The sequence below is a fragment of the Microbacterium sp. NPDC007973 genome (genome assembly GCF_042958465.1).
GTDB classification, from domain to species: domain Bacteria; phylum Actinomycetota; class Actinomycetes; order Actinomycetales; family Microbacteriaceae; genus Microbacterium; species Microbacterium galbum.
Genome location: NZ_JBIBJJ010000004.1, coordinates 138,816 through 160,005, shown reverse-complemented (window position 1 = coordinate 160,005; position 21,190 = coordinate 138,816). Strand labels below are relative to the sequence as shown.

The 21,190-nt window shown below is 71.3% G+C and carries 21 protein-coding genes and 1 tRNA gene; 10 read left to right on the top strand and 12 right to left on the bottom strand.

Annotation, left to right across the window (positions count from 1 at the left end; genetic code table 11):
- Window positions 1-18 precede the first annotated feature (18 nt).
- Both ACFZA2_RS13475 and ACFZA2_RS13470 read left to right on the top strand, forming a co-directional pair.
- On the top strand, window positions 19-789 hold the full coding sequence (locus ACFZA2_RS13475; RefSeq protein WP_391405726.1) for an enoyl-CoA hydratase/isomerase family protein: 771 nt from the start codon (window positions 19-21) through the stop codon (window positions 787-789).
- Between the two features lie 118 nt (window positions 790-907).
- The gene (locus ACFZA2_RS13470) at window positions 908-1,666 is read left to right on the top strand and encodes a hypothetical protein (RefSeq protein WP_391405723.1); all 759 of its coding nucleotides are present in this window, start codon (window positions 908-910) and stop codon (window positions 1,664-1,666) included.
- Between the two features lie 125 nt (window positions 1,667-1,791).
- Here ACFZA2_RS13470 and ACFZA2_RS13465 read toward each other — a convergent pair whose 3' ends face one another.
- Both ACFZA2_RS13465 and ACFZA2_RS13460 read right to left on the bottom strand, forming a co-directional pair.
- The gene (locus ACFZA2_RS13465) at window positions 1,792-2,079 is read right to left on the bottom strand and encodes a Fe-S cluster assembly protein HesB (RefSeq protein ID WP_315994737.1); all 288 of its coding nucleotides are present in this window, start codon (window positions 2,077-2,079) and stop codon (window positions 1,792-1,794) included.
- Window positions 2,080-2,192: 113 nt separating this feature from the next.
- Window positions 2,193-3,044 carry a response regulator transcription factor gene (locus ACFZA2_RS13460; protein ID WP_391405719.1) on the bottom strand — a complete coding sequence of 284 codons (852 nt, stop codon included), beginning with the start codon at window positions 3,042-3,044 and terminating at the stop codon, window positions 2,193-2,195.
- A 140-nt stretch (window positions 3,045-3,184) separates the two neighbouring features.
- Here ACFZA2_RS13460 and ACFZA2_RS13455 point away from each other — a divergent pair, with 140 nt between their 5' ends.
- Together ACFZA2_RS13455 and ACFZA2_RS13450 are read left to right on the top strand one after the other, a co-directional pair.
- Window positions 3,185-3,538: a DUF485 domain-containing protein gene (locus ACFZA2_RS13455; RefSeq protein ID WP_391405716.1), complete on the top strand. Its 354-nt coding sequence runs from the start codon at window positions 3,185-3,187 to the stop codon at window positions 3,536-3,538.
- Window positions 3,535-5,151: a cation acetate symporter gene (locus ACFZA2_RS13450; RefSeq protein WP_391405713.1), complete on the top strand. Its 1,617-nt coding sequence runs from the start codon at window positions 3,535-3,537 to the stop codon at window positions 5,149-5,151. Before ACFZA2_RS13455 ends, ACFZA2_RS13450 begins: the two co-directional genes overlap by 4 nt.
- 81 nt (window positions 5,152-5,232) lie before the next feature.
- Here ACFZA2_RS13450 and ACFZA2_RS13445 read toward each other — a convergent pair whose 3' ends face one another.
- Window positions 5,233-5,766, bottom strand: a complete 534-nt coding sequence (locus ACFZA2_RS13445) for a methylated-DNA--[protein]-cysteine S-methyltransferase (RefSeq protein ID WP_391405710.1) — start codon at window positions 5,764-5,766, stop codon at window positions 5,233-5,235.
- 226 nt (window positions 5,767-5,992) lie between these two features.
- Here ACFZA2_RS13445 and ACFZA2_RS13440 point away from each other — a divergent pair, with 226 nt between their 5' ends.
- Window positions 5,993-9,691, top strand: coding sequence for an AAA family ATPase (locus ACFZA2_RS13440; RefSeq protein WP_391405708.1), 3,699 nt, complete (start codon window positions 5,993-5,995; stop codon window positions 9,689-9,691).
- A gap of 439 nt (window positions 9,692-10,130) precedes the next feature.
- Here ACFZA2_RS13440 and mscL read toward each other — a convergent pair whose 3' ends face one another.
- Genes mscL through ACFZA2_RS13425 form a run of 3 tightly spaced genes read right to left on the bottom strand, consistent with a single transcriptional unit; the run spans window position 10,131 to window position 11,469 of the window.
- On the bottom strand, window positions 10,131-10,550 hold the full coding sequence (gene mscL, locus ACFZA2_RS13435) for a large conductance mechanosensitive channel protein MscL (protein WP_391405705.1): 420 nt from the start codon (window positions 10,548-10,550) through the stop codon (window positions 10,131-10,133).
- Between the two features lie 34 nt (window positions 10,551-10,584).
- Window positions 10,585-10,854, bottom strand: a complete 270-nt coding sequence (locus tag ACFZA2_RS13430; RefSeq protein ID WP_391405702.1) for an FmdB family zinc ribbon protein — start codon at window positions 10,852-10,854, stop codon at window positions 10,585-10,587.
- A gap of 18 nt (window positions 10,855-10,872) precedes the next feature.
- A complete protein-coding gene (locus ACFZA2_RS13425) occupies window positions 10,873-11,469 on the bottom strand; it encodes a 5-formyltetrahydrofolate cyclo-ligase (protein ID WP_315994729.1) in 597 nt (198 codons plus the stop codon).
- Window positions 11,470-11,532: 63 nt separating this feature from the next.
- On the opposite strand from ACFZA2_RS13425, the gene galU reads away from it, so the two are divergent.
- The 5 genes from galU to ACFZA2_RS13400 all read left to right on the top strand — a co-directional run bounded on the left by galU (window position 11,533) and on the right by ACFZA2_RS13400 (window position 14,835).
- A complete protein-coding gene (gene galU / locus ACFZA2_RS13420; protein ID WP_315994728.1) occupies window positions 11,533-12,423 on the top strand; it encodes a UTP--glucose-1-phosphate uridylyltransferase GalU in 891 nt (296 codons plus the stop codon).
- A 14-nt stretch (window positions 12,424-12,437) separates the two neighbouring features.
- Window positions 12,438-13,061 carry a GNAT family N-acetyltransferase gene (locus ACFZA2_RS13415; RefSeq protein ID WP_391405698.1) on the top strand — a complete coding sequence of 208 codons (624 nt, stop codon included), beginning with the start codon at window positions 12,438-12,440 and terminating at the stop codon, window positions 13,059-13,061.
- A 234-nt stretch (window positions 13,062-13,295) separates the two neighbouring features.
- A complete protein-coding gene (locus tag ACFZA2_RS13410) occupies window positions 13,296-14,351 on the top strand; it encodes a large exoprotein (protein ID WP_391405696.1) in 1,056 nt (351 codons plus the stop codon).
- Window positions 14,352-14,495: 144 nt separating this feature from the next.
- A tRNA-Ala gene (locus tag ACFZA2_RS13405) sits at window positions 14,496-14,571 on the top strand.
- Between the two features lie 42 nt (window positions 14,572-14,613).
- Window positions 14,614-14,835: a hypothetical protein gene (locus tag ACFZA2_RS13400; protein WP_391405693.1), complete on the top strand. Its 222-nt coding sequence runs from the start codon at window positions 14,614-14,616 to the stop codon at window positions 14,833-14,835.
- A 36-nt stretch (window positions 14,836-14,871) separates the two neighbouring features.
- Here the strand turns inward: ACFZA2_RS13400 and ACFZA2_RS13395 are convergent, their stop codons facing one another.
- The 6 genes from ACFZA2_RS13395 to ACFZA2_RS13370 form a co-directional block, all read right to left on the bottom strand.
- A complete protein-coding gene (locus ACFZA2_RS13395) occupies window positions 14,872-15,309 on the bottom strand; it encodes a VOC family protein (RefSeq protein ID WP_391405690.1) in 438 nt (145 codons plus the stop codon).
- Window positions 15,310-15,381: 72 nt separating this feature from the next.
- On the bottom strand, window positions 15,382-16,968 hold the full coding sequence (locus ACFZA2_RS13390) for a hypothetical protein (protein WP_391405687.1): 1,587 nt from the start codon (window positions 16,966-16,968) through the stop codon (window positions 15,382-15,384).
- Complete coding sequence (locus tag ACFZA2_RS13385) at window positions 16,950-17,693, bottom strand: ABC transporter ATP-binding protein (RefSeq protein ID WP_363578647.1); 744 nt, start codon at window positions 17,691-17,693, stop codon at window positions 16,950-16,952. The genes ACFZA2_RS13390 and ACFZA2_RS13385 overlap by 19 nt, the downstream gene beginning before the upstream one ends.
- Window positions 17,694-17,890: 197 nt before the next feature.
- Window positions 17,891-19,162: an ABC transporter permease gene (locus ACFZA2_RS13380; protein WP_391405684.1), complete on the bottom strand. Its 1,272-nt coding sequence runs from the start codon at window positions 19,160-19,162 to the stop codon at window positions 17,891-17,893.
- Window positions 19,162-20,040, bottom strand: coding sequence for an ABC transporter ATP-binding protein (locus ACFZA2_RS13375; protein ID WP_391405681.1), 879 nt, complete (start codon window positions 20,038-20,040; stop codon window positions 19,162-19,164). Before ACFZA2_RS13375 ends, ACFZA2_RS13380 begins: the two co-directional genes overlap by 1 nt.
- Window positions 20,037-21,089 carry a hypothetical protein gene (locus ACFZA2_RS13370; RefSeq protein ID WP_391405678.1) on the bottom strand — a complete coding sequence of 351 codons (1,053 nt, stop codon included), beginning with the start codon at window positions 21,087-21,089 and terminating at the stop codon, window positions 20,037-20,039. The genes ACFZA2_RS13375 and ACFZA2_RS13370 overlap by 4 nt, the downstream gene beginning before the upstream one ends.
- Window positions 21,090-21,190: the final 101 nt, after the last annotated feature.

Below are 21,190 nucleotides of genomic sequence, written 5' to 3'. Positions count from 1 at the left end.
CGCCCGCGGGGGAGTCGCATGATCGAGTACACCGGCGCCGACGGTGTCGCCGAGATCGTCCTGAACGCCCCCGCACGCCGCAATGCCGTCGGTCTCGACGATCTGCACGCCCTGGCCGCGGCCTACGACCGCGCCGAGGCGGACGGCGCCCGCGCCGTTCTGCTGCGGGGTGAGGGACCGTCCTTCTGCGCCGGTCGCGACATCTCCGGCGTCGACCCGTCGACCGATGACGTCGGTGGTTACCTGGACGAGACGCTGGCGCCGCTGCTGCGTCGTATGGCGGCCTTCCCCGCACCCACCTTCGCGGTCGCCCACGGCGCGTGCCTGGGCGTCGGCCTCGGCCTGCTCATCGCCACCGACGTCGTCTACGTCGCCGACACCGCCCGGATCGGTTCGCCCTTCGCGGCCCTGGGGGCGACCCTCGACTCCGGCGGCCATGCGCTGTTCGCCGAGCGGCTCGGCATCCACGCGACCCTCGATCTCATCTACACCGGTCGCCTGCTGTCGGGCGAGGAAGCGGTGCGGGCGGGCCTCTTCTCGCGCGTGCTCCCCGCCGCCGAGGTGCAGGATGCCACGAGCCTCGCCGCCGTCCGCGCGGCGGCCGGGCCCACCGCCGCCTTCCGGGCGAGCAAGCGCATCGTCTCGGCGATCCGCGACGAGCGGCTGGGGCTGTGGGACGCCATGGCGCTCGAGAACCGCGCCCAGGCGGCCCTCGCGGCCACCGACGACTATCGCGAGGGGTTCGCGGCGTTCCAGGCCAAGCGCGCACCGTCGTTCACAGGGCGCTGACGCGGCGCGCGAACTGCACGTCGGCGCCCTCATCCGGGCCCCGGACAGCGCGCAGTCGGCTCCGCGCGCCGCGCGTCGTCGTCGCGCCCCCTCGTCGTCGCCCTGCTTGAATCAGACCATGCCGCGCATCGACGACGACGACGAACTCGCGACCCTCCGCCGCCGGGCCTACGCCCCCGGCGCCGACATCTCCGCCGACCCTTCGGCGCTGGAGCGCCTGATCGAGCTCGAGCAGCGCGCGGCGGCCCGCGACGGCGGCGCGGCGGACGACCGTGCGGCGCCGGACGGCGAACGGACGGAGCCCGAGGCGGCATCCGTCGGCGCGGAGGCGGGGGGAGAAGACGGCGAGTCGGCCCGCCCGGCCCGCCGCCGGATGCCGCGTCTGCGGCGTTCCACGGTGGTGATGCTCGCCGGGGCCGGGCTCGTCGTGGCGACACTGCTGACCGCTCTGGTGCTGGTGCAGCGCGTGCAGACCGATCCCCTCCAGGTGGGTGCCACGCAGGTCGCCCGGCTTACGGAGGACCCTTCGTTCGACATTCCCAGCTCGCTGTACCGCGGGATCACCGGCAACGTGAAGGCCTATACGGCGTTCGAGGGTTTCCGCGTCATCTCCTATCCCTCGTTCCGCGCGGGCGAAGGCGCGGCCCGGTGCATGACGGTGTATCAACCCGACCTGCTCGACACCGGTGACGATGCCTTCTCGTACGAGGGGCAGTTCCTCTTGCCCTCCTGTGCGGCGGGCCCCTTCCCGGCGACCTTCACGATCCTGCTCGCCGAGGACACCCCCGAGCGGGAGCCGACGGATCTGCCCGCGGACACGTCCTTGCAGTTCGTCTACGACCAGGGACGAGACGAGATCGTGGTCTTCCGCGGCTGACGGCGAGGCTGCTCGGGGATCGCGGCCGCGCGAGAGCAGCATCGGACGGTAGCCCCGGCCGCACACGACGATGCCCCGGCACACCGGCCGGGGCATCGTCGAAACGCGTCAGCGTGTCACATGCGTCACGCAGCGGTGGTCACGGCGAACTGCACGGATCCCTGCTGCGGGTCGATCTGCGCGTCGAGGACGCGGTCGTCGAGCACCGCGGCGGCGTCGGTGTCGAGGAAGACCCGCGCTCCGGAGTTCTCGACGACGGTGTCGGCGGGCTCGGGCGCGTCGACGACCGAGAGCGCGAACTGCGACTCGGGCGAACCCGCTCCGGCGATGCGCACGCCGCCCTGCGGGGCGTCGGGGAACTGCGCGGTGATGGTCTTGACGGCGGTCGTGGCCTCTTCGGTGAGTGTCAGCATGGGTGACTCTCCTTCTCTGATCGACGACAGGAGTCAGCCACGATGCCGAGAATCGAGCCCGCTCTCAACTCCTCGCGGCCATTGCCAGGGGTTTCCCACCGGCCGTCCAGACGTCAGGGGAGGAGCCCGGCCCGTCGTGCGCGTGTCACGGCCGCGTGCCGGGTGGAAGCGTCGAGCTTCGACATCGCCGAGGCCAGGTACGACTTCACGGTGGTCTCGCGCAGACCGAGGGATGCCGCGATCTCCCCGTTCGTCGAGCCCACCGCGGCGCAGGCGAGCACGTCGATCTCGCGTCGCGACAGGTGGACGTCCGTGTCGGCGCCCGTGGCGGGACTGTCGCCGGTGAGCGCGGCGAGTCGCGCCTCGATGTCCTCGAGTCGTCGGCGCACGGCGTCGTCTCCGACGGTCGCGGCCAGGCTCCGCAGCTGCGCGTAGCTCTCGCGGATCTCCTCGCGCGCGCCCGCGCTGAGGCCGCCCTCCGGCGTCGGCGCAGCCGCCATCCGGCGTTCGACCTCGGCCCGCACGCGCAGCTCGGTGCCGAGCTCGCCCGCCACATCGAACGCCGGTCGAGCCTCGACCTCGCCGACCTGGGACTGCGCCCAGGAGCCGCAGTACAGCACGCCGCGGGCCGCACCTCCGACCAGCACGGGCACGGCGAACAGCGTGGCGATGCCCTCGCCGAGGATGGCGCGGTCGTAGTCGTGCGTGATCGACCGCGACGTGCGGTAGTCGAGGGTCATGCGGGGGCGCCGCTCGACGAGGGCTCGGCCGCCGAGACCGCGGGTCGCATGGACCACCAGGCCCTCGATGCTCCGCGTGCGGGCGCCGACGATGGTCGACACGTGCACCGCCCCGTCGTGCTCGAGCCCGCCGAAGGCCACGGGGAAGTGCGTGCGCCGGGCGAGCTCGCTCACGGCGTGCGACACCAGTCGCGTGTCGTCTCGAAGTGTGGACGGTGCAGCCACGCACTACCTACTTCCGGGGGTGACGGCTTCGTCGCCGCGTTTCGTAGCGTCGACCCTACCACCGGGGAAGCGCCAGCCGACCCGGACTTTTCCCCCGAACGGCGCAGCGTTGCGCCGTACTCATGAGGCAAGGAGGCCACATGACGGACCGTCGCATCGACGGCGCCCACACGGGCGGCGTCGATTACATCGCGGTCGAGGAGTCCGCCCCGTTCCAGGAGTTGAAGAGGCGCCAACGCCGCTTCGTCTTCCCGCTCGCGGTGGTATTCCTCGTCTGGTACTTCGCCTACGTGCTGCTGTCGTCGTTCGCCCCGGAGTTCATGGCCCAGCCGGTGTCGGGAGCGATCACCGTCGGCCTGCTGCTGGGACTCGGGCAGTTCGTGACCACGTTCGCGATCACCATGGGCTACGTCGCGTACGCCAACCGGCGACTCGACCCCGGAGCCGAACAGTTGCGTCACGAGCTCGAGCAGGCTGAGGGGGGACGCGCATGAACGACGTGCTCGCCGCCCTCGACGCGGCCGTCCAGACGGTCGAGAACAACCCGGTGCTGAACATCTCGATCTTCGGCGCGTTCGTGGCCGTGACGCTGTTCATCGTCATCCGGGCCAGTCGCAACAGCAAGACGGCGGCCGATTACTACGCCGCCGGGCGATCGTTCACGGGACCGCAGAACGGGTTCGCGATCGCCGGCGACTACCTCTCGGCGGCGTCGTTCCTCGGCATCGTCGGCGCCATCGCGATCAACGGCTACGACGGGTTCCTGTACTCGATCGGCTTCCTCGTGGCGTGGCTCGTGGCCCTGCTGCTCGTCGCGGAGCTCATGCGCAACACGGGCAAGTTCACGATGGCCGACGTGCTCTCGTTCCGCCTCAAGGAGCGCCCCGTGCGCATGGCCGCCGCGATCACGACGCTCGCGGTGTGCTTCTTCTACCTCCTCGCGCAGATGGCGGGTGCCGGCGGACTGGTCTCGCTGCTGCTCGGCATCACCGAGCGGGTCGGCCAATCGATCGTGGTCGCGGTGGTCGGCATCCTGATGATCGTCTACGTGCTGATCGGCGGCATGAAGGGAACGACCTGGGTGCAGATCGTCAAGGCCTTCCTGCTCATCGGCGGTGCCGTCGTGATGACGGTCTGGGTGCTCGCGATCAACGGCTTCAGCCTGAACACCCTTCTCGAGAGCGCGGTGGCGGCCTCGCCCAAGGGCGACGCGGTCCTCGCCCCGGGACTGCAGTACGGCAAGAACCCGTGGGACTTCATCTCCCTCGCCCTCGCACTCGTCCTCGGCACCGCGGGACTCCCGCACGTGCTGATGCGCTTCTACACGGTGCCCACGGCGAAGGAGGCGCGGCGCTCGGTGGTCTGGGCCATCTGGCTGATCGGACTGTTCTACATCCTCACGCTCGTGCTCGGGTACGGTGCCGGCGCCCTCGTCGGGGCGGACACGATCCTCGCGGCCCCCGGCGGGGTCAACGCCGCAGCACCCCTGCTCGCCTTCGCCCTCGGCGGGCCCCTGCTGCTGGGCTTCATCTCGGCGGTGGCGTTCGCGACGATTCTGGCGGTCGTGGCGGGGCTGACGATCACCGCGGCCGCGTCGTTCGCGCACGACATCTACGCCAACGTGGTGAAGAAGGGCGACGTGCCGCCCGACGGCGAGGTCAAGGTCGCGCGGCGGACGGTCATCGTCATCGGCATCCTGGCCATCCTCGGCGGGATCGGCGTACAGGGCCAGAACGTGGCCTTCCTCGTCGCCCTCGCGTTCGCGGTCGCGGCCTCGGCCAACCTGCCGACGATCCTGTTCTCGCTGTTCTGGCGCAAGTTCACCACCCGCGGCGCGGTGTGGAGCATGTACGGCGGGCTCGGCTCGGCGCTCGTGCTCATCTTCCTCTCGCCGGTCTTCTGGGGGACGCCCACGAGCGTGTTCGTGAACACCGGGGTGGCCGTCTGGCCGCTGAACAACCCCGGCATCGTGTCGATCCCGCTCGGCTTCCTGCTGGGATGGCTGGGCTCGGTCACCTCGCGCACCGCCGAGGACCGCCGCAAGGCGGCCGAGATGGATGTGCGATCCCTCACCGGGTACGGCGCCGAGAAGGCGTCGAACCACTGATCCGGCCGCGCCCGGTCCCGCTCCGGCGGGGCCGGGCGTCGTCGCGCACGGCACCGGCGCCGCACAGAGGTGCGTCCCCGCCTATCCCGCGGCCCGCAGCCTCTCGCCGAGCACGACCCTGCTCTCGAGATCGAGCAGCTGCTCCTTGACCTCGGGGTGTCCGCCGTACTCGCCGATCGACCCGTCGGCGCGCACGACGCGATGCACGGGGACGACGATCGAGAACGGACTCGACGCGCACGCCGTGCCGACCGCCCGCGCGGCGCGCGGAGCGTCGGCCATCAGCGCCACCTCCCCGTACGACGCCACCTCCCCGTAGGGGATGCCGAGCGTCGCCTCGAGCGCCGTCCGCGTGAACCCGCGCACGAGGCGCCAGTCGAGGGCGACCTCGAACGCGCGCCGTTCGCCGGCGAAATACTCGTCGAGCTGCGCGACGAGGCCGTCGCCGACCGACGGGTCGGGCTCCGGCACGACGCCCAGGCGGTGCGAGATCTCGGCGCGGGCGAGGTCGATCCCGTCGTGCGCGACGTCGAGACGCACGAGGGCGTCGTCGATGAACGTCAGCAGGATCGGCCCGAGGGGGCCGTGGTATTCGGTGCTCGTGACTGTGCTCATGCCCTCATCCTCTTCACCGTCGGAGAGCCCCGCAGGGCCGCCGCCCGGGAGTGGGGAGGATGCCGCTGATCCGCCGCCTGGGGAGGAAGCGCCGGTGGTGCGGCGTGTCGCCAATTGTCGCGAAACTCGCCGCCGCTACGGGGGTTACCCGATCGACCGGCTTAGTCTGACAGGTGTGTGGCGAGCTGAGGACGGTACCGTGATCGGTGCCGACGGAGACGATTCGATGTCGTCCGTCGATCCGGGCGAGCTGCGATTGTCGGAGCCCGGCATCGTGGTCCGCCACGTCGCCGACCCCGAGCGCGATCGCATCCGTGCCGAGGCGGCAGCCTTGGGCGGGCGGTCGACACTGCTGCGGTTCGACGACGCGCTCGACGCGGGCATCGACATCACCAAGGCGCACCCGGGCTCTCTCCCGCAGTTCATCACGGGGCGCGCGACGATGCTCTCCAACCTCTTCCGTGACGAGGTCGCCCTGCGCACGGCGCGCATGGCCGCCGACCGCATCACCTCCAAGAACGTCGAGCTGCGCACCGCCCGCGGACTCGAGCCCGTGCATCTGGCCGTCGGCCTCTCCGCGTGGAAGATCGGGGGAGTGGAGTGGTCGGCCCCCGTGCTGCTGCGTCCCCTCGCGATCCGCCGGCACCACGGCGACTTCGAACTCAAGCTGCACGGCGCCTTCGTGATGAACCCCGAGCTCTCGCGCGCGTTCCGCACGCATCTCGGCATCCAGATCGACAGCGCCGCCCTCGCGGGTCTCGCGTACGACCAGGGCGTGTTCAAGCCGCAGCCCGTCATCGACCACATCCGCCGCTTGACCTCGCACGTGCCGACCTTCGTCGTGCACCCGCGTCTGGTCATCTCGTCGTTCGCCGACGTGGGCTCGGGCATGGCTCGCGACACGCATGACCTCGACGACCCGCTGCTGAACGCCCTCGCAGGGCATCCCGACGACCGTGCCCGCGTCAGCGTGCGCCGTGCCGACCCCGTGATCGTCGGCCCCGACGAGCGTGCGCCCGCCGCCGACACCCTGCTGCTCGACGCCGACGCCGAGCAGGAGCGGGTGCTCGCCCGGATCGCCGCCGGTCACTCCCTCGCCGTGCACACGCTGCCCGGCACCGGAGGGACGCAGACCGTCATCAATGCGATCGGTCAGCTCGTCCACGACAACAAGCGCGTGCTCGTGGTCAGCGCCCGTCGCTCGACGCTCGACGGCATCCGTCACCGTCTCGCCGGCGTCGGACTGACCGGGCTCGCCGTCTCGCCGCACCACGTGCGCCGCGACCTCATCCGCGCGATCGGCCGAAACGAGAAGGCCGAGCAGCCCAAGGTCGCCGAGATCGACGACGCTCTCGTGCGTCTGCGCACCGTGCTGCGCGACTACCGCTCGGCCGTGACCGAGCCGCACCTGGCACTGGGCGTCTCCGCGCTCGACGTCCTTCGCGCGCTGACGTCTCTGGCATCCACGTCCCCCGCCCCCTCGACCGAGGCGCGGTTCGATCTCGCCACGCTCGAACGCCTCGCCGGTCGCCGCGACGCCGCGGCCCGCGCCCTGGCGATGGCGGCACGCCTGGGCGAGTTCCGCTTCGGTCCCGACGACTCGCCGTGGTACGGCGTCAGCTTCACCCGCACCGAAGACGCGCGCGCCGCCCACGATCTCGCGGGCAAACTGCACGCCCACGAGGTTCCGCGCCTGCTCGAGCGCGGCTACGAGCTCATCGCGCAGACCCGCATGCGGCCGTTCCAGACGGTCTCCGAGCTCGGCGCGTACCTCAAGCTCCTGCAGGGCATCCGCGAGTCGCTCGACCGCTTCAGCCCGAGCGTGTTCGAACGCCCCCTCGGTGAGCTGATCGACGCGCATTCCCCGCGCCGCGACGCCTCGGCGATGAGCGGTCCGAACCGCCGTCGGCTCAAGCGCCTCTCGAAGGAGTACGTGCGCCCGGGCGTGCACGTGCCCGACATGTACGAGGCGCTCGTGCGCATCCAGCAGCAGCGCACCGAGTGGCAGCGCGTCGTCGAGGCCGGCGTCACCCCCGAGGTGCCGCTCGGCCTGGCCGACGTGCACGTCTCGTGGCAGCGCACCGACGCGCTGCTCGGCGAGCTCGACCAGATCCTCGGCCGCCAAGGCTCCGACCGCCTGGCGACCCTGCCCGTGCAGCGTCTCGTCCGCACTCTCGCCGGACTCGCCGCCGAATCGACCTTCTTCGACAACCTCGTCGAGCGCGCGCAACTGCGTTCCGAGCTCGCGCGCCTGGGGCTGGAGCAGCTGCTGGTCGAACTGTCGGTGCGGCACGTGCCCGAGGAGCGCGTGGGCGCCGAACTCGAGTTCGCGTGGTGGCAGTCCGCCCTCGAGCACCTGCTGCGCACCGACAAGGCCCTGCTGGGAGCCAACACGAGCGTCGTCGACCGCCTCGAGCGCGACTTCCGGCTCGTCGACGAGGCGCACGCGGCCGCCGCGGGGCCCCTGCTCGCCGCCCAGCTCGCGACGCAGTGGCGCATCGGCATCGTCGACCACTCCGACGAGGCCGCCGCCCTCAAGCGTTCGCTGAAGGACGGACTGCACACGGCGCAGGAGATCTCGGATGCCGCTCCCACGCTGCTGCGCACGCTCGCGCCGGTGTGGCTCGCGTCGCCCTACGAGGTGCCCGACGTGCCGCACGATCTCGCGTTCGATGTCGTGATCATCGCGGATGCCGCCGCCCTGTGCCTCGCCGAGGCGACCCCGGCGCTTCGCCGCGCGCGGCAGGTCGTGCTGTTCGGCGACCCGGTCGTGCAGAAGCCGACGCCCTTCCGCGTGAGTGCGGCGATCGCCGCCGCGCCCGAGTCCGCCGGGGCCGACGCGGACGCCGACGAGGTGCCGTTCGACGAGACCTCGGTCTTCGAACGCATCGCCGAGCTGCTCCCCGTCGAGACGCTCACCCGCAGCTACCGCGCCGGCGGAGAAGATCTGTCGCAGCTGGTCAACGACGCCTTCTACGGCGGAGAGATCGTGTCGCTGCCCTGGGCGGGCTCGTACCTCGGCCGCGGCAGCTTGAGCGTCGACTACGTCGAGGGCGGTGTCGGCGCCCCCGACCCCGTCAGCGGTGCCGTCGAGAGCCCCGACGCCGAGGTCGCCCGCGTCGTCACCCTGGTGGTCGAGCACGCCGTGAATCGCGCCTCGGAATCGCTCATGGTCGTCACCGCGAGCCGCAAGCACGCCGAGCGCGTGCGCGCCTCGGTCGTGGCGGCGCTGGCCGGCCGCTCCGACGTCGCCGAGTTCGTCTCACGGGATGCCGCCGAGCCCTTCGCCGTGCTCACCCTCGAGGAGTCGGTGGCCGAGAGCCGCGACCGCGTGGTGTTCTCGCTCGGCTTCGGTCTCACGCGTCACGGGCGCGTGCTCAGCGACTTCGGCGACCTGTCGACGCCCGACGGGGAGCGCCTGCTCACGGTCGGGATGACCCGCGCGCGCCGCTCGATGGTGATCGTGTCGTCGATCCGCCCCTCGGCGTTCGACGACGGCCGCCTCGAGCACGGTGCCGCAACCCTCATGGGCATCCTCGGCAACGTCGCCGCCCGCGGCCGCGAGAGCCGCCTCGAAGACCTCGCCGATCCGCTCACCCGCGCGCTGGCGCGGGAGCTGCGCCGCCTGGGGGTCGAGGTCGACGTCGACTACCGCGGTCTGCTCCCGCTCGTCGCCCGCTACAAGGGCAAGGCGGTCGTCGCCGAGAGCGACCCCGAGACCATCGGGGAGTCCCTGCGCGAGACGCTGCGTCTGCGGCCGCAGATCCTCCGGCGCCTCGGCTGGCACTATGTGCGGGTGCACGCGTTCGACCTGTACAGCGATCCCGCCGGCGTCGCCGCGCGCATCGCGGAGCTGCTCGGCATCGCCCCCGACGACGCCCCCGCCCCCGACTCGACGACCGAGCCCCTCGACCTGCCCGGCTGATCCCCTGATGACCGAGAATCCGGATGCCACCGGCTGAGCCTGTCGAACCCTCCGAGTCGGAGTCGGGTGCGGTCCCGTCGACGGGCTCAGGGACCTCTCCGGAGGCTGAGCCCGTCGAAGCCGCCGGTGCCCCGCCAGTGAGCCCAGTCCCTTCGATGGGCTCAGGGGCTCCTACCGACACGCCGGCCGATCGTCAGCCCGTCGTCCGCGTCCGTGGCGCCCGCCGCGCACGGCTCCTCGCTGCGCCGGGGACGACGGCCGAGCCGGCGCCCGCCGACGACCCCGCGCGCGGCACGGGCCCCCGACCCATGGCATCCGGGCCCAACGACGAGCGCATGATGCGCGAGGTCCCCCCGCACTACTGACCACGAACGGCGACGGCGCCCGTGCCGGAACCCGTGGTCCCGGCGCGGACGCCGCCTCGTCGGCTCGAGGCCGCTCAGATCTTGTTCTGGCGCTCCAGCAGATCGCGGATCTGCACGAGCAGCTCCTGCTCGGTCGGCAGCTTCGGCTCTTCGGATGCCGCCTCGTTCACTCCGGCGCGAGCCGCGGCGCGGGCCTTCCAGCGATTCATGGGGTACACGAACACGAAGTAGACGATCGCGGCGACCGCGACGAAGTTGATGATCGCCACGAGGATCGCGCCGAACTCGAACGTGGACGTGCCGCCGAGCAGAGTCGGAACGGTGACGTTCAGGTCGCTCAGGTCGCCGACCTGGAACAGGAACCCGATCAACGGATTGATCAGACCCTGCACGAGGGCGTTGACGATGGCCGTGAAGGCCGCTCCGATGACGACGGCGACCGCGAGGTCGATGACGTTGCCGCGGAGGATGAACTCCTTGAATCCTTTGATCATGCGCTGGCTCCCCTTCTGCCGCGCCGCCCCGGACTCAGGAGGCCGAAGAGGGAGCGGACGTCTTCGTTTCCGACTTCGATGATGTCGAAGAACCCGACGACGCGCCACCGGGGGACGACGCGCTCGACCCACGGGAATCGGTGCGGTAGAACCCCGACCCGTTGAAGGTGACGCCGATCGAGCCGTACTGCTTGCGCACCTCGCCGCCGCACTCCGGGCACTCGGTGAGGGCCGCGTCGGAGAAGGACTGCACGGCGTCGAAGCGGTGGCCGCACTGCTTGCAGGCGTAGGAGTAGGTGGGCATCGGTCTTCCTTCGGGTGTTCAGGCGTGGTGAGAGTCGAGCGCGATGGTGCGCGTCGGCGTGACCACGCCCGTGACGGGCTGATCGTGGACGTCGCGGGGCACGTCGTCGACGAACTCGGAGTCGAAGATCACCGCATACACGGGCGGGCACTTCTCCATCGAGCCCAGCGTCTTGTCGAAGTAGCCGCGTCCCCAGCCCAGGCGCATCCCGTGCCGGTCGACGGCGGCGGCGGGGATGACGAGCAGGTCGACGTCGTTGACGGCGATCGGGCCGAGCACGTCGCCGACGGGCTCGGGCAGGCCGAACAGTCCCTCCGCGATCTCGGTGTCGGCCGTGGCCACACTCCAGTCGAGCAGCCCGTCTTCGCGAGTGATGGGGAGGAGCACGCGGATGCCGCGCTCCACCGCCGCGGACACGAAGGCGTGCGTACCCGGCTCGGTCGGCGTCGAGAGGAAGCAGGAGATGCTGCGGGCGCCCAGTCGATCGACGAGAGCGTCGAGCTGCTCCTTGACGCCGGCCTCCGCGACATCGCGGGCGTGGGACGACACGGTCTGACGACGTTCGCGCAGATCGGCGCGCAGTGCGCGCTTGGCCTGCTCGATGCGATCCGGCATGCGGGTAAGTCTACGTGCGCGCGTGTTGACGACGACGACTCGCGCTCCCGCTAGGGTATGCCCATGCCTCATAAGCCCTTCAAAGCCGTGATTCCGGCCGCAGGACTCGGTACTCGCTTCCTCCCCGCCACCAAGGCCATGCCCAAGGAGATGCTGCCGGTGGTCGACAAGCCGGCCATCCAGTACGTCGTCGAAGAGGCGACCGGTGCCGGCATCCAGGACGTCCTGATCATCATCGGACGCAACAAGAACAACATCGCCAACCACTTCGACTCGATGCCGGAGCTCGAGACGAAGCTCCGCGAGAAGGGCGACCACGACAAGCTCGCCAAGGTGGAGCACTCCTCCGACCTGGCCGACGTGCACATGGTGCGTCAGGGCGAGCCCAAGGGTCTGGGTCACGCGGTGCTCCGCGCGCGCAGCCACGTGGGCGACCACCCCTTCGCGGTCCTCCTGGGCGACGACCTCATCGACGAGCGCGACCCGCTGCTCGAGAAGATGATGTCCGAGTACGACAAGCGCGGCGCGACGGTCATCGCCCTCATGGAGGTCGACCCCTCGCAGATCCACCTCTACGGTGTCGCCGCGGTCGAGCCGACCGAAGACGACGGTGTCGTCAAGGTCACGCAGCTCGTCGAGAAGCCGAAGGCGGAGGACGCGCCCTCGAACCTCGCGATCATCGGCCGCTACGTGCTCGGCCCCGACGTGTTCGACATCCTCGAGCGCACGGAGCCCGGCAAGGGCGGCGAGATCCAGCTGACCGACGCGCTCGAGGAGCTCGCGACCGGCGGCGGCGACGGGGGCGGCGTGTACGGCGTCGTGTTCCGCGGACGCCGTTACGACACCGGCGACCGCGTCGACTACATCAAGGCCATCGTGCAGCTCGCGGCCGACCGCGACGACCTGGGTCCCGCGCTGCGTCCGTGGTTCAAGGAGTTCGCGCAGGGTCTCTGACCCGGCGGAGCACTATGGATCTATCGATCCCGAGACGGCACGGCGAGGTGTCGATCCGTCTCATCCGCAACCGCGACGCGCGCGTGCTGCAGCAGCAGCTGATCGACAACCGCTCGTGGCTGCGTCCGTGGGAGGCGACGAGCCCCGACGGCCCCGTGTCGTTCGACATGCGGCTCGGCATCCGTCGCCTCCTCCAGCAGTACCGCGACGGCCTCGGCGTCCCCTTCGTCATGGCGTGGGACGACGAGGTCGCGGGGCAGCTCAACGTGTGGGGCGTCTCGCGCGGTTCGCTGGCCTCGGCCACGATCGGCTACTGGGTGGCCGAGGAGTTCGCCGGTCGCAACATCACGACGGTCAGCGTCGCGATGGCCACCGACGTGTGCTTCACCGAGCTCAACCTGCACCGGATCGAGATCTGCATCCGTCCCGAGAACCACGCGAGTCTGCGCGTGGTCGAGAAGCTCGGCTTCCGCTACGAGGGACTCCGCCGTCGCTACATCCACATCGACGGCGACTGGCGAGACCACTACGCCTTCGCGCTCGTGCGCGAAGAGGTGCCGCACGGCGTGCTCGACCGCTGGGCGCGGGGGCAGGTGCCGCCCGATGCGGCGCGCATCCCGCCGGCCGACCGCCTCTGAGCGTGTTGCGGCGCGGGCCGCGCGTCGGAACGCTGCGCCCGCCGCGCCGCGCCGCGCCGCGCCGCGCCGGGCTCGCCGCGAAGCGCCGAGACTGCATCTTGCTGACATCTCGGTTGCAGAATGTCGCCACCTCGTCAGCCACATGCAGTCTCGCGCACAGAAACCCGTCGATCGGGCGTGACGACACGCGGGAGGATGCCGAGGTGTGATCTCTCGGTGACCTACCTTTGTCCCATGGGTGGCCAGGTGCTGAGCGGCGGGGTGATCGTCTTCGTGGCGGTCGCGCTGTGGTTGGTCTATCTCCTGCCGTCGTGGCAGAGCCGGCATCGGTTCACCTCCGCCGAACGCAACGCCGTGCGCCTCAACCAGGCCCTTCGCGTGCTCGCCGAGACGGCCGAGACGCCGCGGGAAGTGCACCTCGAGCTGACCACCCGCACCGCGCACCAGCAGCAGAAGCTCGCCCGTCAGGTGCAGGCGCAGAAGGCCCAGGCCGAGCTCGCCGCCGCCAAGGCGCGCCTCGAGGTGGCGAAGCTCGAGAGTGCGCGCGACCGCGATGTCGTGAAGGAGCAGCGCGCGGCCGCGATCGAGCTGGCCCGTGCCGAACGGGCCGCCGCCGTCGAGGTCGCTCGCGCCGAGCGCGCCGCGGCTCTCGAGAAGACGCGTGCGGAACGCGCCTCCGCCGTGGAGCGCGCGCGTGCCGAACAGGCTGCCGCAGTCGCCGTCCCGGCGGCTCGTCGCTCGCGTGTGCGTCGTCGCTTCCGCCTCACCGTCTCGGTCGCACTCCTGGCCGGGCTCATCGCCTCCGGCTTCGGTGCCGTGCAGATCGTCGGGGGAGCGTCCCCGATCGTCCTCGTCGCCGGAGCGGCCGTGGTCGTGGCATCCCTCGTCATCCTGCGTCGGATCTCGGTCGTCGCCACCCGCACCGCGGCGCGTCCGGCCGAGGTGTCGGCGCGCCGGGTCATGGGCGAGGTGCAGGACGTCGCCCTCGTGCCCGAGCCGCGCCCGACGTGGACGCCGCGTGAGCTGCCCCGCCCCCTCGTCGCGTCGGTCGGCTCTCGCGCCGCCGCGACCGTCGACGAGCAGCTCGCCCGCGAGGCCCTGCGGGCCGCGGCCCGTGAAGAGGCCGCCCGGCACATCGCCGCCGAGCAGGCTCCCACGCCCATCGAGACGGCCCGCCCGGCCGCTGCTGCCCCTGTCGCCTCGCCGTACGCGGCGATGGGCTACGTCGACGACAGCGAGATCGAGAGCCACGTCCAGCGCCTCCTGACGCGCCGCGCGTCGGGGGAGTGAGACCGGCGTTTCGGCGCCGGGCCGTTCGTTGCGGCCTTATACGCGTGCCGGCATATCCTTCCGCGGCGACGGCGCGCGGCGCGCCCGGGCTGCGTCTCGCGTCAGGTGACGGGCGCGTGACGTGATAGTGTTGTCGAGGTTTCCGGGCCTGTGGCGCAGTTGGTAGCGCGCCTCGTTCGCATCGAGGAGGTCAGGGGTTCGAATCCCCTCAGGTCCACCACTTCCCGAACGGCGTCCCTCCTCAGAGGGGCGCCGTTCTCATTTGCCCGAAGAGCTGGCGGCGCTCGTGCACCGGCTCACGGCGGTGCCCGCCGACGTTCCCTATCTCGTCATCACCGGACTCGACGCGGGGCCGGATTACGCCGCGTGGTTGCAGCAGACCATCCCGCACATCGTCCACGAGGTGTGGCGGCCGCCGACGCACGACCCGCACCTCATCGATCCGGCCCGTTTCGTCGCCCGTATCGAGGCGTTCGCGTGCTGACCACCGGGCCGTCGGGCCCGGGTGCGCTCGTCCGGGTCAGTCGGCCGCGGCGCCCTCGGCCCATCCGCCCGGAGCGGCGACGTTGAACATCCATGCCACGCCCCACGGGTCGACGACCTCGCCGTAGAAGTCGCCCCACACCTGCTTCTGGAGCGGCTGCTTCACCTCGGCGCCGCGCTCGACGAAGCGGTCGTAGAAGCCGCGGACGCGGTCGAACTCGTCGCTCATGAACGCGGCGTGCGTGCGACTGGCGCCCCACCCCTGGGCGGGCTCGTCGAAGCCGTCGGCACCCATCACCGTGAACCCCTCGGCGCGCAACTCCGCGTGCATCACCCCGTCGGCGGGGGCGTCCGGGATGCCGAAGTCGGAGAACGTGTTGACCGTCAACTCGCCGCCGAAGACCGACTGGTAGAAGGTCATCGCCTCGCGGGCGGCGCCGGCGAACGAGATGTAGACGACGAGAGAGGTCGACATGGGGGCATCCTTCATCTTCGAGAGCGGATCGGCCCTCACGTTAGTCCCGCGGCGGGGGAGAGGGAAGGTGCGTCACGCGCCCTGGTACTGACGCAGCTGCGCGAGCAGGCGGGGCGCGCTCGCATCGAAGGTGCGACCCCCCACGACGACACCGACGACGAACACGGCGACACCCCAGACCGGCCCGATCCCGAGGGCGAGCCACCCCGCGAGCGTCGAGCCGCCGAAGGCCGCGATTCCCGCCGGGATCACGGCCGGCAGGGCGATGACCGCCGCGACGATCCAGCAGAGGAAGAACAGCAGCGTCATCGTGAAGGTCGTCCCCGGCACGCGCTTGAACGGCGAATCACCGGGCGCGGGCGTGGGGATCACGAGCAGCGCCGACGTGACGGCGCTGACGCCGTAGCCCACGAGCGCGACGCCGACCGAGGCGCCGACGACGGCCGGGAGGAGGTCCCAGCGGTTCGCGATCGCCAGGATCACGGCATCCGCCAGCAGGGTGAGGGGGATGCCGACGCTCGCCGCCCCGAGCATGCGGCCGAGACGATCGGCGCGCCCCCGGATGCCGGTCTGCATGACGGTGGCGAACGCGGTGCCGTCGTACGAGACGTCGGCGTAGACGATCGTGCCGGCGAAGAACCCGACGAGCACGCCCGAGAGCACGAAGAACGGACCCGTGATGTCGCCCCCCGCGTAGATGAGCACGAGGACGGGGGCGAAGGGGAGCAGCAACAGCTGCCGCAGGTAGCGGAAGTCGCGGGTCCACGAGGTGAGCGCTCGCGCCCAGGTGGCGCCCGCGGGGGTGGAGGGCATGACGCCGAACCATCCGAGCGAGCCGGCGCTGCGACGCGCGGCGGAACGGGCGGGCGGCGCGACGACCGAGGCCGACAGGCTCCGCCGCCACAACCACCACAGCAGGGCAAGGGTCGCCAGGGCGATCGCGAACTTGCCCAGCGCGGGCAGCCAGGAGCCGGCGGCGAGGTCGCCGGGCACGGCCCACACCGCTCCGATCGGCGTCCACGACACCGCGGTCACGATGCTCTGCAGCTGCGTGCCCTGTCCGCTGACCGCGACGACGCCGTTGGTGAGCACGATGAAGAGCGGGCTCGCGAAGATCAGCACCGCGAAACCGACGAGACCGATGATCTCGCGCGTGCGTCGGCCGCCGCCCACGCCCGCCGCCAGAGCCGACACGGCACGAGACGCGACGACGCAGATGAGGACGCCGAGCGGCACGCACACGACCGCGGCGATCGCCGACACCGGGTCGCGCCCCCACACGAGGAACGTCGCGAGCGCGCCGAGGGTCGTCGCGATGCCGGGCACGCCGGTGAGGCCGCCGGCGGTGATGGCGAGCATCATCTGGCGCGTCGTCATCGGGAACGGTGCGAGCTTGGCGGGATCCAGGGTGGTGTCGATCCCCGCGGCGAACACCGGTCCGATGACCCAGCCGAGGGTGAGCAGGGCACCCGCGGCCGTCACGGCGGCCCGCGCGATGTCGAAGTCGAGGGTGCCCACGAAGAACAGCCCCGCCCCCACCAGCAGCAGCATCCACAGCGCGCCGAGCACGCCGAGGATGAAGCCGACCAACTGCATCGGGCTCCGCATGAGGGTGTTGCCCAGCACGCGGAACCGGATCTTCAGGACTGTCGCAACCACTGCGGCCCCTCCGAGTGGTGGCGACCGCCCACGAGGTCGACGAAGCGGTCCTGCAGGGTCTGGGTGCCGCGCACCTCGTCGACGGTCCCGGATGCCAGCAGCCGGCCCTGCGCGATGACGGCGACGTGGTCGCACATGCGTTGCACCAGGTCCATCGAGTGGCTCGACACGATGACCGTCCCGCCCGAGGCGGTGTAGCCGCGGAGGATGTCCTCGATGTTCGCCGCCGACACCGGATCGACCGACTCGAAGGGCTCATCGAGCACGAGCAGCCGCGGGGCGTGCACCAGGGCGCACGCGAGGGCGACCTTCTTGGTCATGCCCGCGGAGTAGTCGACGACGGGGGTGCCGGCGGCCTCGCCGAGATCCATGATGCGCAGCAGGTCGGCCGTCCGCGAGGCGACCTCGTCGCGGGGGAGGCCGAACATCATGCCGGTGTAGGTGACCAGCTGCTCCCCGGTGAGCCGGTCGAACAAGCGCACGCCGTCGGCGAGGTTGCCGATCAGCTTCTTGGCCTCGACGGGGTGCGCCCAGACGTCGACGCCGTGGATGCGCGCGGTCCCGGCATCCGGTCGCAGCAGGCCCGTGGCCATCGACAGCGTCGTGGTCTTCCCCGCTCCGTTGGGCCCGACCAGGCCGTAGAACGACCCGGTCGGCACGGTCAGGTCGAGACCTGCGACGGCCGTCTTCTCGCCGAAGCGCTTGGCGAGTCCGCTCAGCTGCATCGCGGGCTGCTGATCGGTCGCGACCGGAGGCACGACGGCATCCGGGAGGACGGTCGGCGGCGTGACGGGGTGCGGGGGCACGGTCTGCGAGGTCTCGCGGGAGGGGTCGGTCACGATCTCGAACCTATCTGCGTGGTGCGGACCGTTTCCAGGCTCCGCGGGGAATGGGGGTCAATATCGGATGGCGTCGATGACCTTCACGCGCACCGCGACGAGGGCCGGGAGCAGCCCGGCGATCGCGCCCACGACCGTGGCGGCGACGAGGCCGGTAACCGCGGCGTCCACCGGGAACGGGGGGAAGTCGGTGACCATCCCCTGTCCGATGAGCTCCGCACGGCCGGCGACTGCACCACGAGGATCGAGACGGTCACTCCCGCGGCCCCTGCGACCACCGTCGCCACGACGCTCTCGAGCATGACCGCGAAGAACACCCGGCTCGCGGTCGCACCGAAACTGCGGCGGATGCCGATCTCGCGAACACGCTGCTTCACCGTGACGAGCGCGATGTTCACCAGTCCGAGGGCGCCGAGCAGCAGCACGAGCACGGCGATGCCGATGACGACCATCTTCGTGACGAGGAACGGATCGTCGCCGTACGTCGCCCAATCGCGTCGATCGGCGGTCACTTCGACACCGGTGCCCAGGGCCGCGCGCAGATCGCGCTTCACCACCTCGGTGAGCTGGTCGGCGATCTCGGGCGGCACCCACATCTCGTACGACGGGATGACGGGACCCCCGCCGCCGTACGGATCGCTCGGCGCGGCGGCGGCGTCTCCGCGCTCGCCGGCGGCCGCGGCCTGCATCGCCTGCAGCTGAGAGCCGAGCATGTACATCGACGGTTCGATCTCCCACGTGGCAGAGGGCGTCACGCCGACGACGACGGCGCGCACGCCGCCGGAGGGGATGCCGGATGCCGCGTTCGGCAGGCCCTGTCCCCCGAGCGCCACCATGGGGTGGGTCTCGAGGGGCGGGCGGCCCATGCGGTCGTAGAAGATCTCGTTCACGATGAGGCGAGGAGCCAGCTGCTGCACGTCCCGCTCGGTGAACCACGCGCCCTCGGCCATGCGCACCCGGTGCATCTCGCCGAACGGCTGGTCGACGGCCTGCGTCGGCACCTGCACGATGCCGTCGCGGAACGGCACCGACTGCGTGGTCTGCACGACGCGGGTGGCGTAGGAGATGTCGTAGCGCTCGACGACGTCGCTCCACGCGGCATCCATCGCCTCGGGGGCGAGGGTGCCGCCGTCGGTGCGGTAGGCCGAGACGGACAGGCTCGCCGGGCGCCCGGACTGCCGCTCGCTGAGTTCCTGGTTCGCCTGCTGCACGATCGCGCCGAGGGCGACGACGGTCGTGAGCGAACACACGGCGACGGCCACGCCCACGAGCGAGAGCAGGACGCGCGTGCGATGCACCCGCACTTCCTGCCAGGCCTCGAGCAGCGCACCGACCACGGCGCTGACGCCGCGCATCAGTCCTCGCCCTCCGGCGCGTCGAGGCGCGCGTCGTCGGTGGGTCCGCTGTCGGCGGGGTCGGTGAGGGTGGCGGTCGCCGTCGCGGTGCCGAGCCCGAGGACGGCGAGCTCGTCCGTGCCGGTCGACGCCGCCTCCTCCGGCGCCGGAGCCATCTCGCGCCGGTCGCGTCTCGTCAGCGGCTCCAGCGACGGATCGTCGACCGGGGTCAGCACGCCCCGGTCGAGCCGGAAGTGCCGACGCGCGCGCCGGGCGATGGTCGGGTCGTGGGTGATGATGACCTGTGCGGCGCCCGTCTGCACGGCGACCTCGTCGATCAGCTCCATCACGCTCTGCCCGGTGTCGAGGTCCAGGGCGCCCGTGGGCTCGTCGGCGAGGATCAGGCGCGGCCCGCGGACGAGCGAGCGCGCGATCGCCACCCGCTGCTGCTCACCGCCCGACAGGCGATCGGGCATGCTGTTCAGTCGATGCTCGAGACCGACGAGGGCGAGCATGTCGGCGGCGATCCTCTTGCGTCGCCAGAACGTCCTCCCCGGCGCGTACAGGAGCGGCATCGTGACGTTCTCGAGGGCGGTGCGTCCGGGCAGCAGGTTGAACTGCTGGAAGACGAAGCCGATCGCCGCTCCGCGCAGACGATCGCGCTGCGCCGACGAGTACGACCGCACCGGGCGGTCGTCGAAGAGGATCTCGCCGCTGGTGGGCAGGTCGAGAAGCCCCAGCATGTTCAGCAGCGTCGACTTGCCCGAGCCCGACCGCCCGACGATCGACACGTGGTCGCCCGGTTCGATCTGCAGGTCGACGCCGTTCAGGATCGTCAGCGCGGGCTGATCCTGCGGGATCACCGTGCGGGTGACCGCCCGCAGCGCGAGCAGGCTCATCCGCCGAGGGCCGCTTCGCAGTACATCGACCCGTCGGGATAGGTCGTGCACCCGTCGTTCGCCGGGGCCATCGCGCCGGGGGCGAACTCCAGGATCTCGTCGCCCTCGGCCAGCCCCTGCGTGATCTGCACCTGCGTGCCGTCGGTGAGGCCCAGCGCCACCGGGCGCTCCTCGGTGGCACCGTCCGCGCTCATCACCCACACCGTGCCGCTCTGAGCCGCCCCGCGCACCGCGGTGGTCGGCACGACGAGCACGTTCTCGGCGCGACCTCCGGCGATCGTCATCTCGGCGGCGAGCCCCGAGAAGACGGTCACCTCGCCCGGCACGGTGCACGTGGCCGTCGTCGATGATCCGCCCGCACCACCGGTGCTCGCTCCGCCCGTGGTGGACGTGTCGTCGCTCGTGCTCCCGCCGGTGCTCCCGGCCAGGGGAGTGGTGATGCGGAGGTTCCCGCACGCGAAGGCGGCGGGCCCGCCGGTGATCGTCACCGTGGCCTCGGTCGGGCGGTCCAGCAAACGGTACTGCTGCGCGGGCTCGAGCGAGCCGCTGACCGAGAAGGTCGGCGGGGCCACGGTGCCCGCCGTCATCCCGATCGTGATGTCCTGCCCCGAGATGACCGAGAGCGAGCTCAGGATGCCGGTCGCCGGCGCCGTGACGTCCTCGTAGCGGAAGATCGCCGGCTTGGGCTTGCCCTCGGCATCCACGCTGTCGGCGGGATCGCGCTCGATGGGGACCTTGACGTCGAAGACGACGTCGCCCTGGTTCACGTTCGCGCCCTGGGCGATGAAGATCTTGTTCACCGTGCCGGCGGCCGTGGCCTTCATCGGCAGGGCGGGATCCGCCGACACGGTGGCCGAGACGACCACGTCGTTCGTGATCGTGCCCAGCGCCGCGACGGTCGTCGGTTCGACGATGGTTCCCGTCGGGATCGCGGGGGACGCGTCGGCGGGGCGATCAGGGAAGAACGCGAGCTTGATGAGTGCCGCCGCCACCAGGGCGACGAGAAGGATACGCAGAATCGGAAAGACCCACGTGCGTGCGATCCCCATGAAACCCCCCGGAACGGAAATCGTCGTCATCGAACGTCTCCACCCTAGGGGGCTGCGTGTATCGCCCACGTATCGCCCGGCGTCGTGGGAGCCGGAGATCA

Excerpts from the sequence above, each read along its gene's own strand:
- ACFZA2_RS13455 (WP_391405716.1), top strand. The coding sequence starts at position 3,185 with ATGACGGACCGTCGCATCGACGGCGCCCACACGGGCGGCGTCGATTAC.
- galU (WP_315994728.1), top strand. The coding sequence starts at position 11,533 with ATGCCTCATAAGCCCTTCAAAGCCGTGATTCCGGCCGCAGGACTCGGT.
- ACFZA2_RS13445 (WP_391405710.1), bottom strand. The coding sequence starts at position 5,766 with ATGAGCACAGTCACGAGCACCGAATACCACGGCCCCCTCGGGCCGATC.
- ACFZA2_RS13410 (WP_391405696.1), top strand. The coding sequence starts at position 13,296 with ATGGGTGGCCAGGTGCTGAGCGGCGGGGTGATCGTCTTCGTGGCGGTC.
- ACFZA2_RS13375 (WP_391405681.1), bottom strand. The coding sequence starts at position 20,040 with ATGAGCCTGCTCGCGCTGCGGGCGGTCACCCGCACGGTGATCCCGCAG.
- ACFZA2_RS13415 (WP_391405698.1), top strand. The coding sequence starts at position 12,438 with ATGGATCTATCGATCCCGAGACGGCACGGCGAGGTGTCGATCCGTCTC.
- ACFZA2_RS13475 (WP_391405726.1), top strand. The coding sequence starts at position 19 with ATGATCGAGTACACCGGCGCCGACGGTGTCGCCGAGATCGTCCTGAAC.
- mscL (WP_391405705.1), bottom strand. The coding sequence starts at position 10,550 with ATGATCAAAGGATTCAAGGAGTTCATCCTCCGCGGCAACGTCATCGAC.
- ACFZA2_RS13425 (WP_315994729.1), bottom strand. The coding sequence starts at position 11,469 with ATGCCGGATCGCATCGAGCAGGCCAAGCGCGCACTGCGCGCCGATCTG.
- ACFZA2_RS13380 (WP_391405684.1), bottom strand. The coding sequence starts at position 19,162 with ATGCGCGGCGTCAGCGCCGTGGTCGGTGCGCTGCTCGAGGCCTGGCAG.
- ACFZA2_RS13470 (WP_391405723.1), top strand. The coding sequence starts at position 908 with ATGCCGCGCATCGACGACGACGACGAACTCGCGACCCTCCGCCGCCGG.
- ACFZA2_RS13430 (WP_391405702.1), bottom strand. The coding sequence starts at position 10,854 with ATGCCCACCTACTCCTACGCCTGCAAGCAGTGCGGCCACCGCTTCGAC.
- ACFZA2_RS13370 (WP_391405678.1), bottom strand. The coding sequence starts at position 21,089 with ATGGGGATCGCACGCACGTGGGTCTTTCCGATTCTGCGTATCCTTCTC.
- ACFZA2_RS13385 (WP_363578647.1), bottom strand. The coding sequence starts at position 17,693 with ATGCAGCTGAGCGGACTCGCCAAGCGCTTCGGCGAGAAGACGGCCGTC.
- ACFZA2_RS13440 (WP_391405708.1), top strand. The coding sequence starts at position 5,993 with ATGTCGTCCGTCGATCCGGGCGAGCTGCGATTGTCGGAGCCCGGCATC.
- ACFZA2_RS13450 (WP_391405713.1), top strand. The coding sequence starts at position 3,535 with ATGAACGACGTGCTCGCCGCCCTCGACGCGGCCGTCCAGACGGTCGAG.
- ACFZA2_RS13395 (WP_391405690.1), bottom strand. The coding sequence starts at position 15,309 with ATGTCGACCTCTCTCGTCGTCTACATCTCGTTCGCCGGCGCCGCCCGC.
- ACFZA2_RS13465 (WP_315994737.1), bottom strand. The coding sequence starts at position 2,079 with ATGCTGACACTCACCGAAGAGGCCACGACCGCCGTCAAGACCATCACC.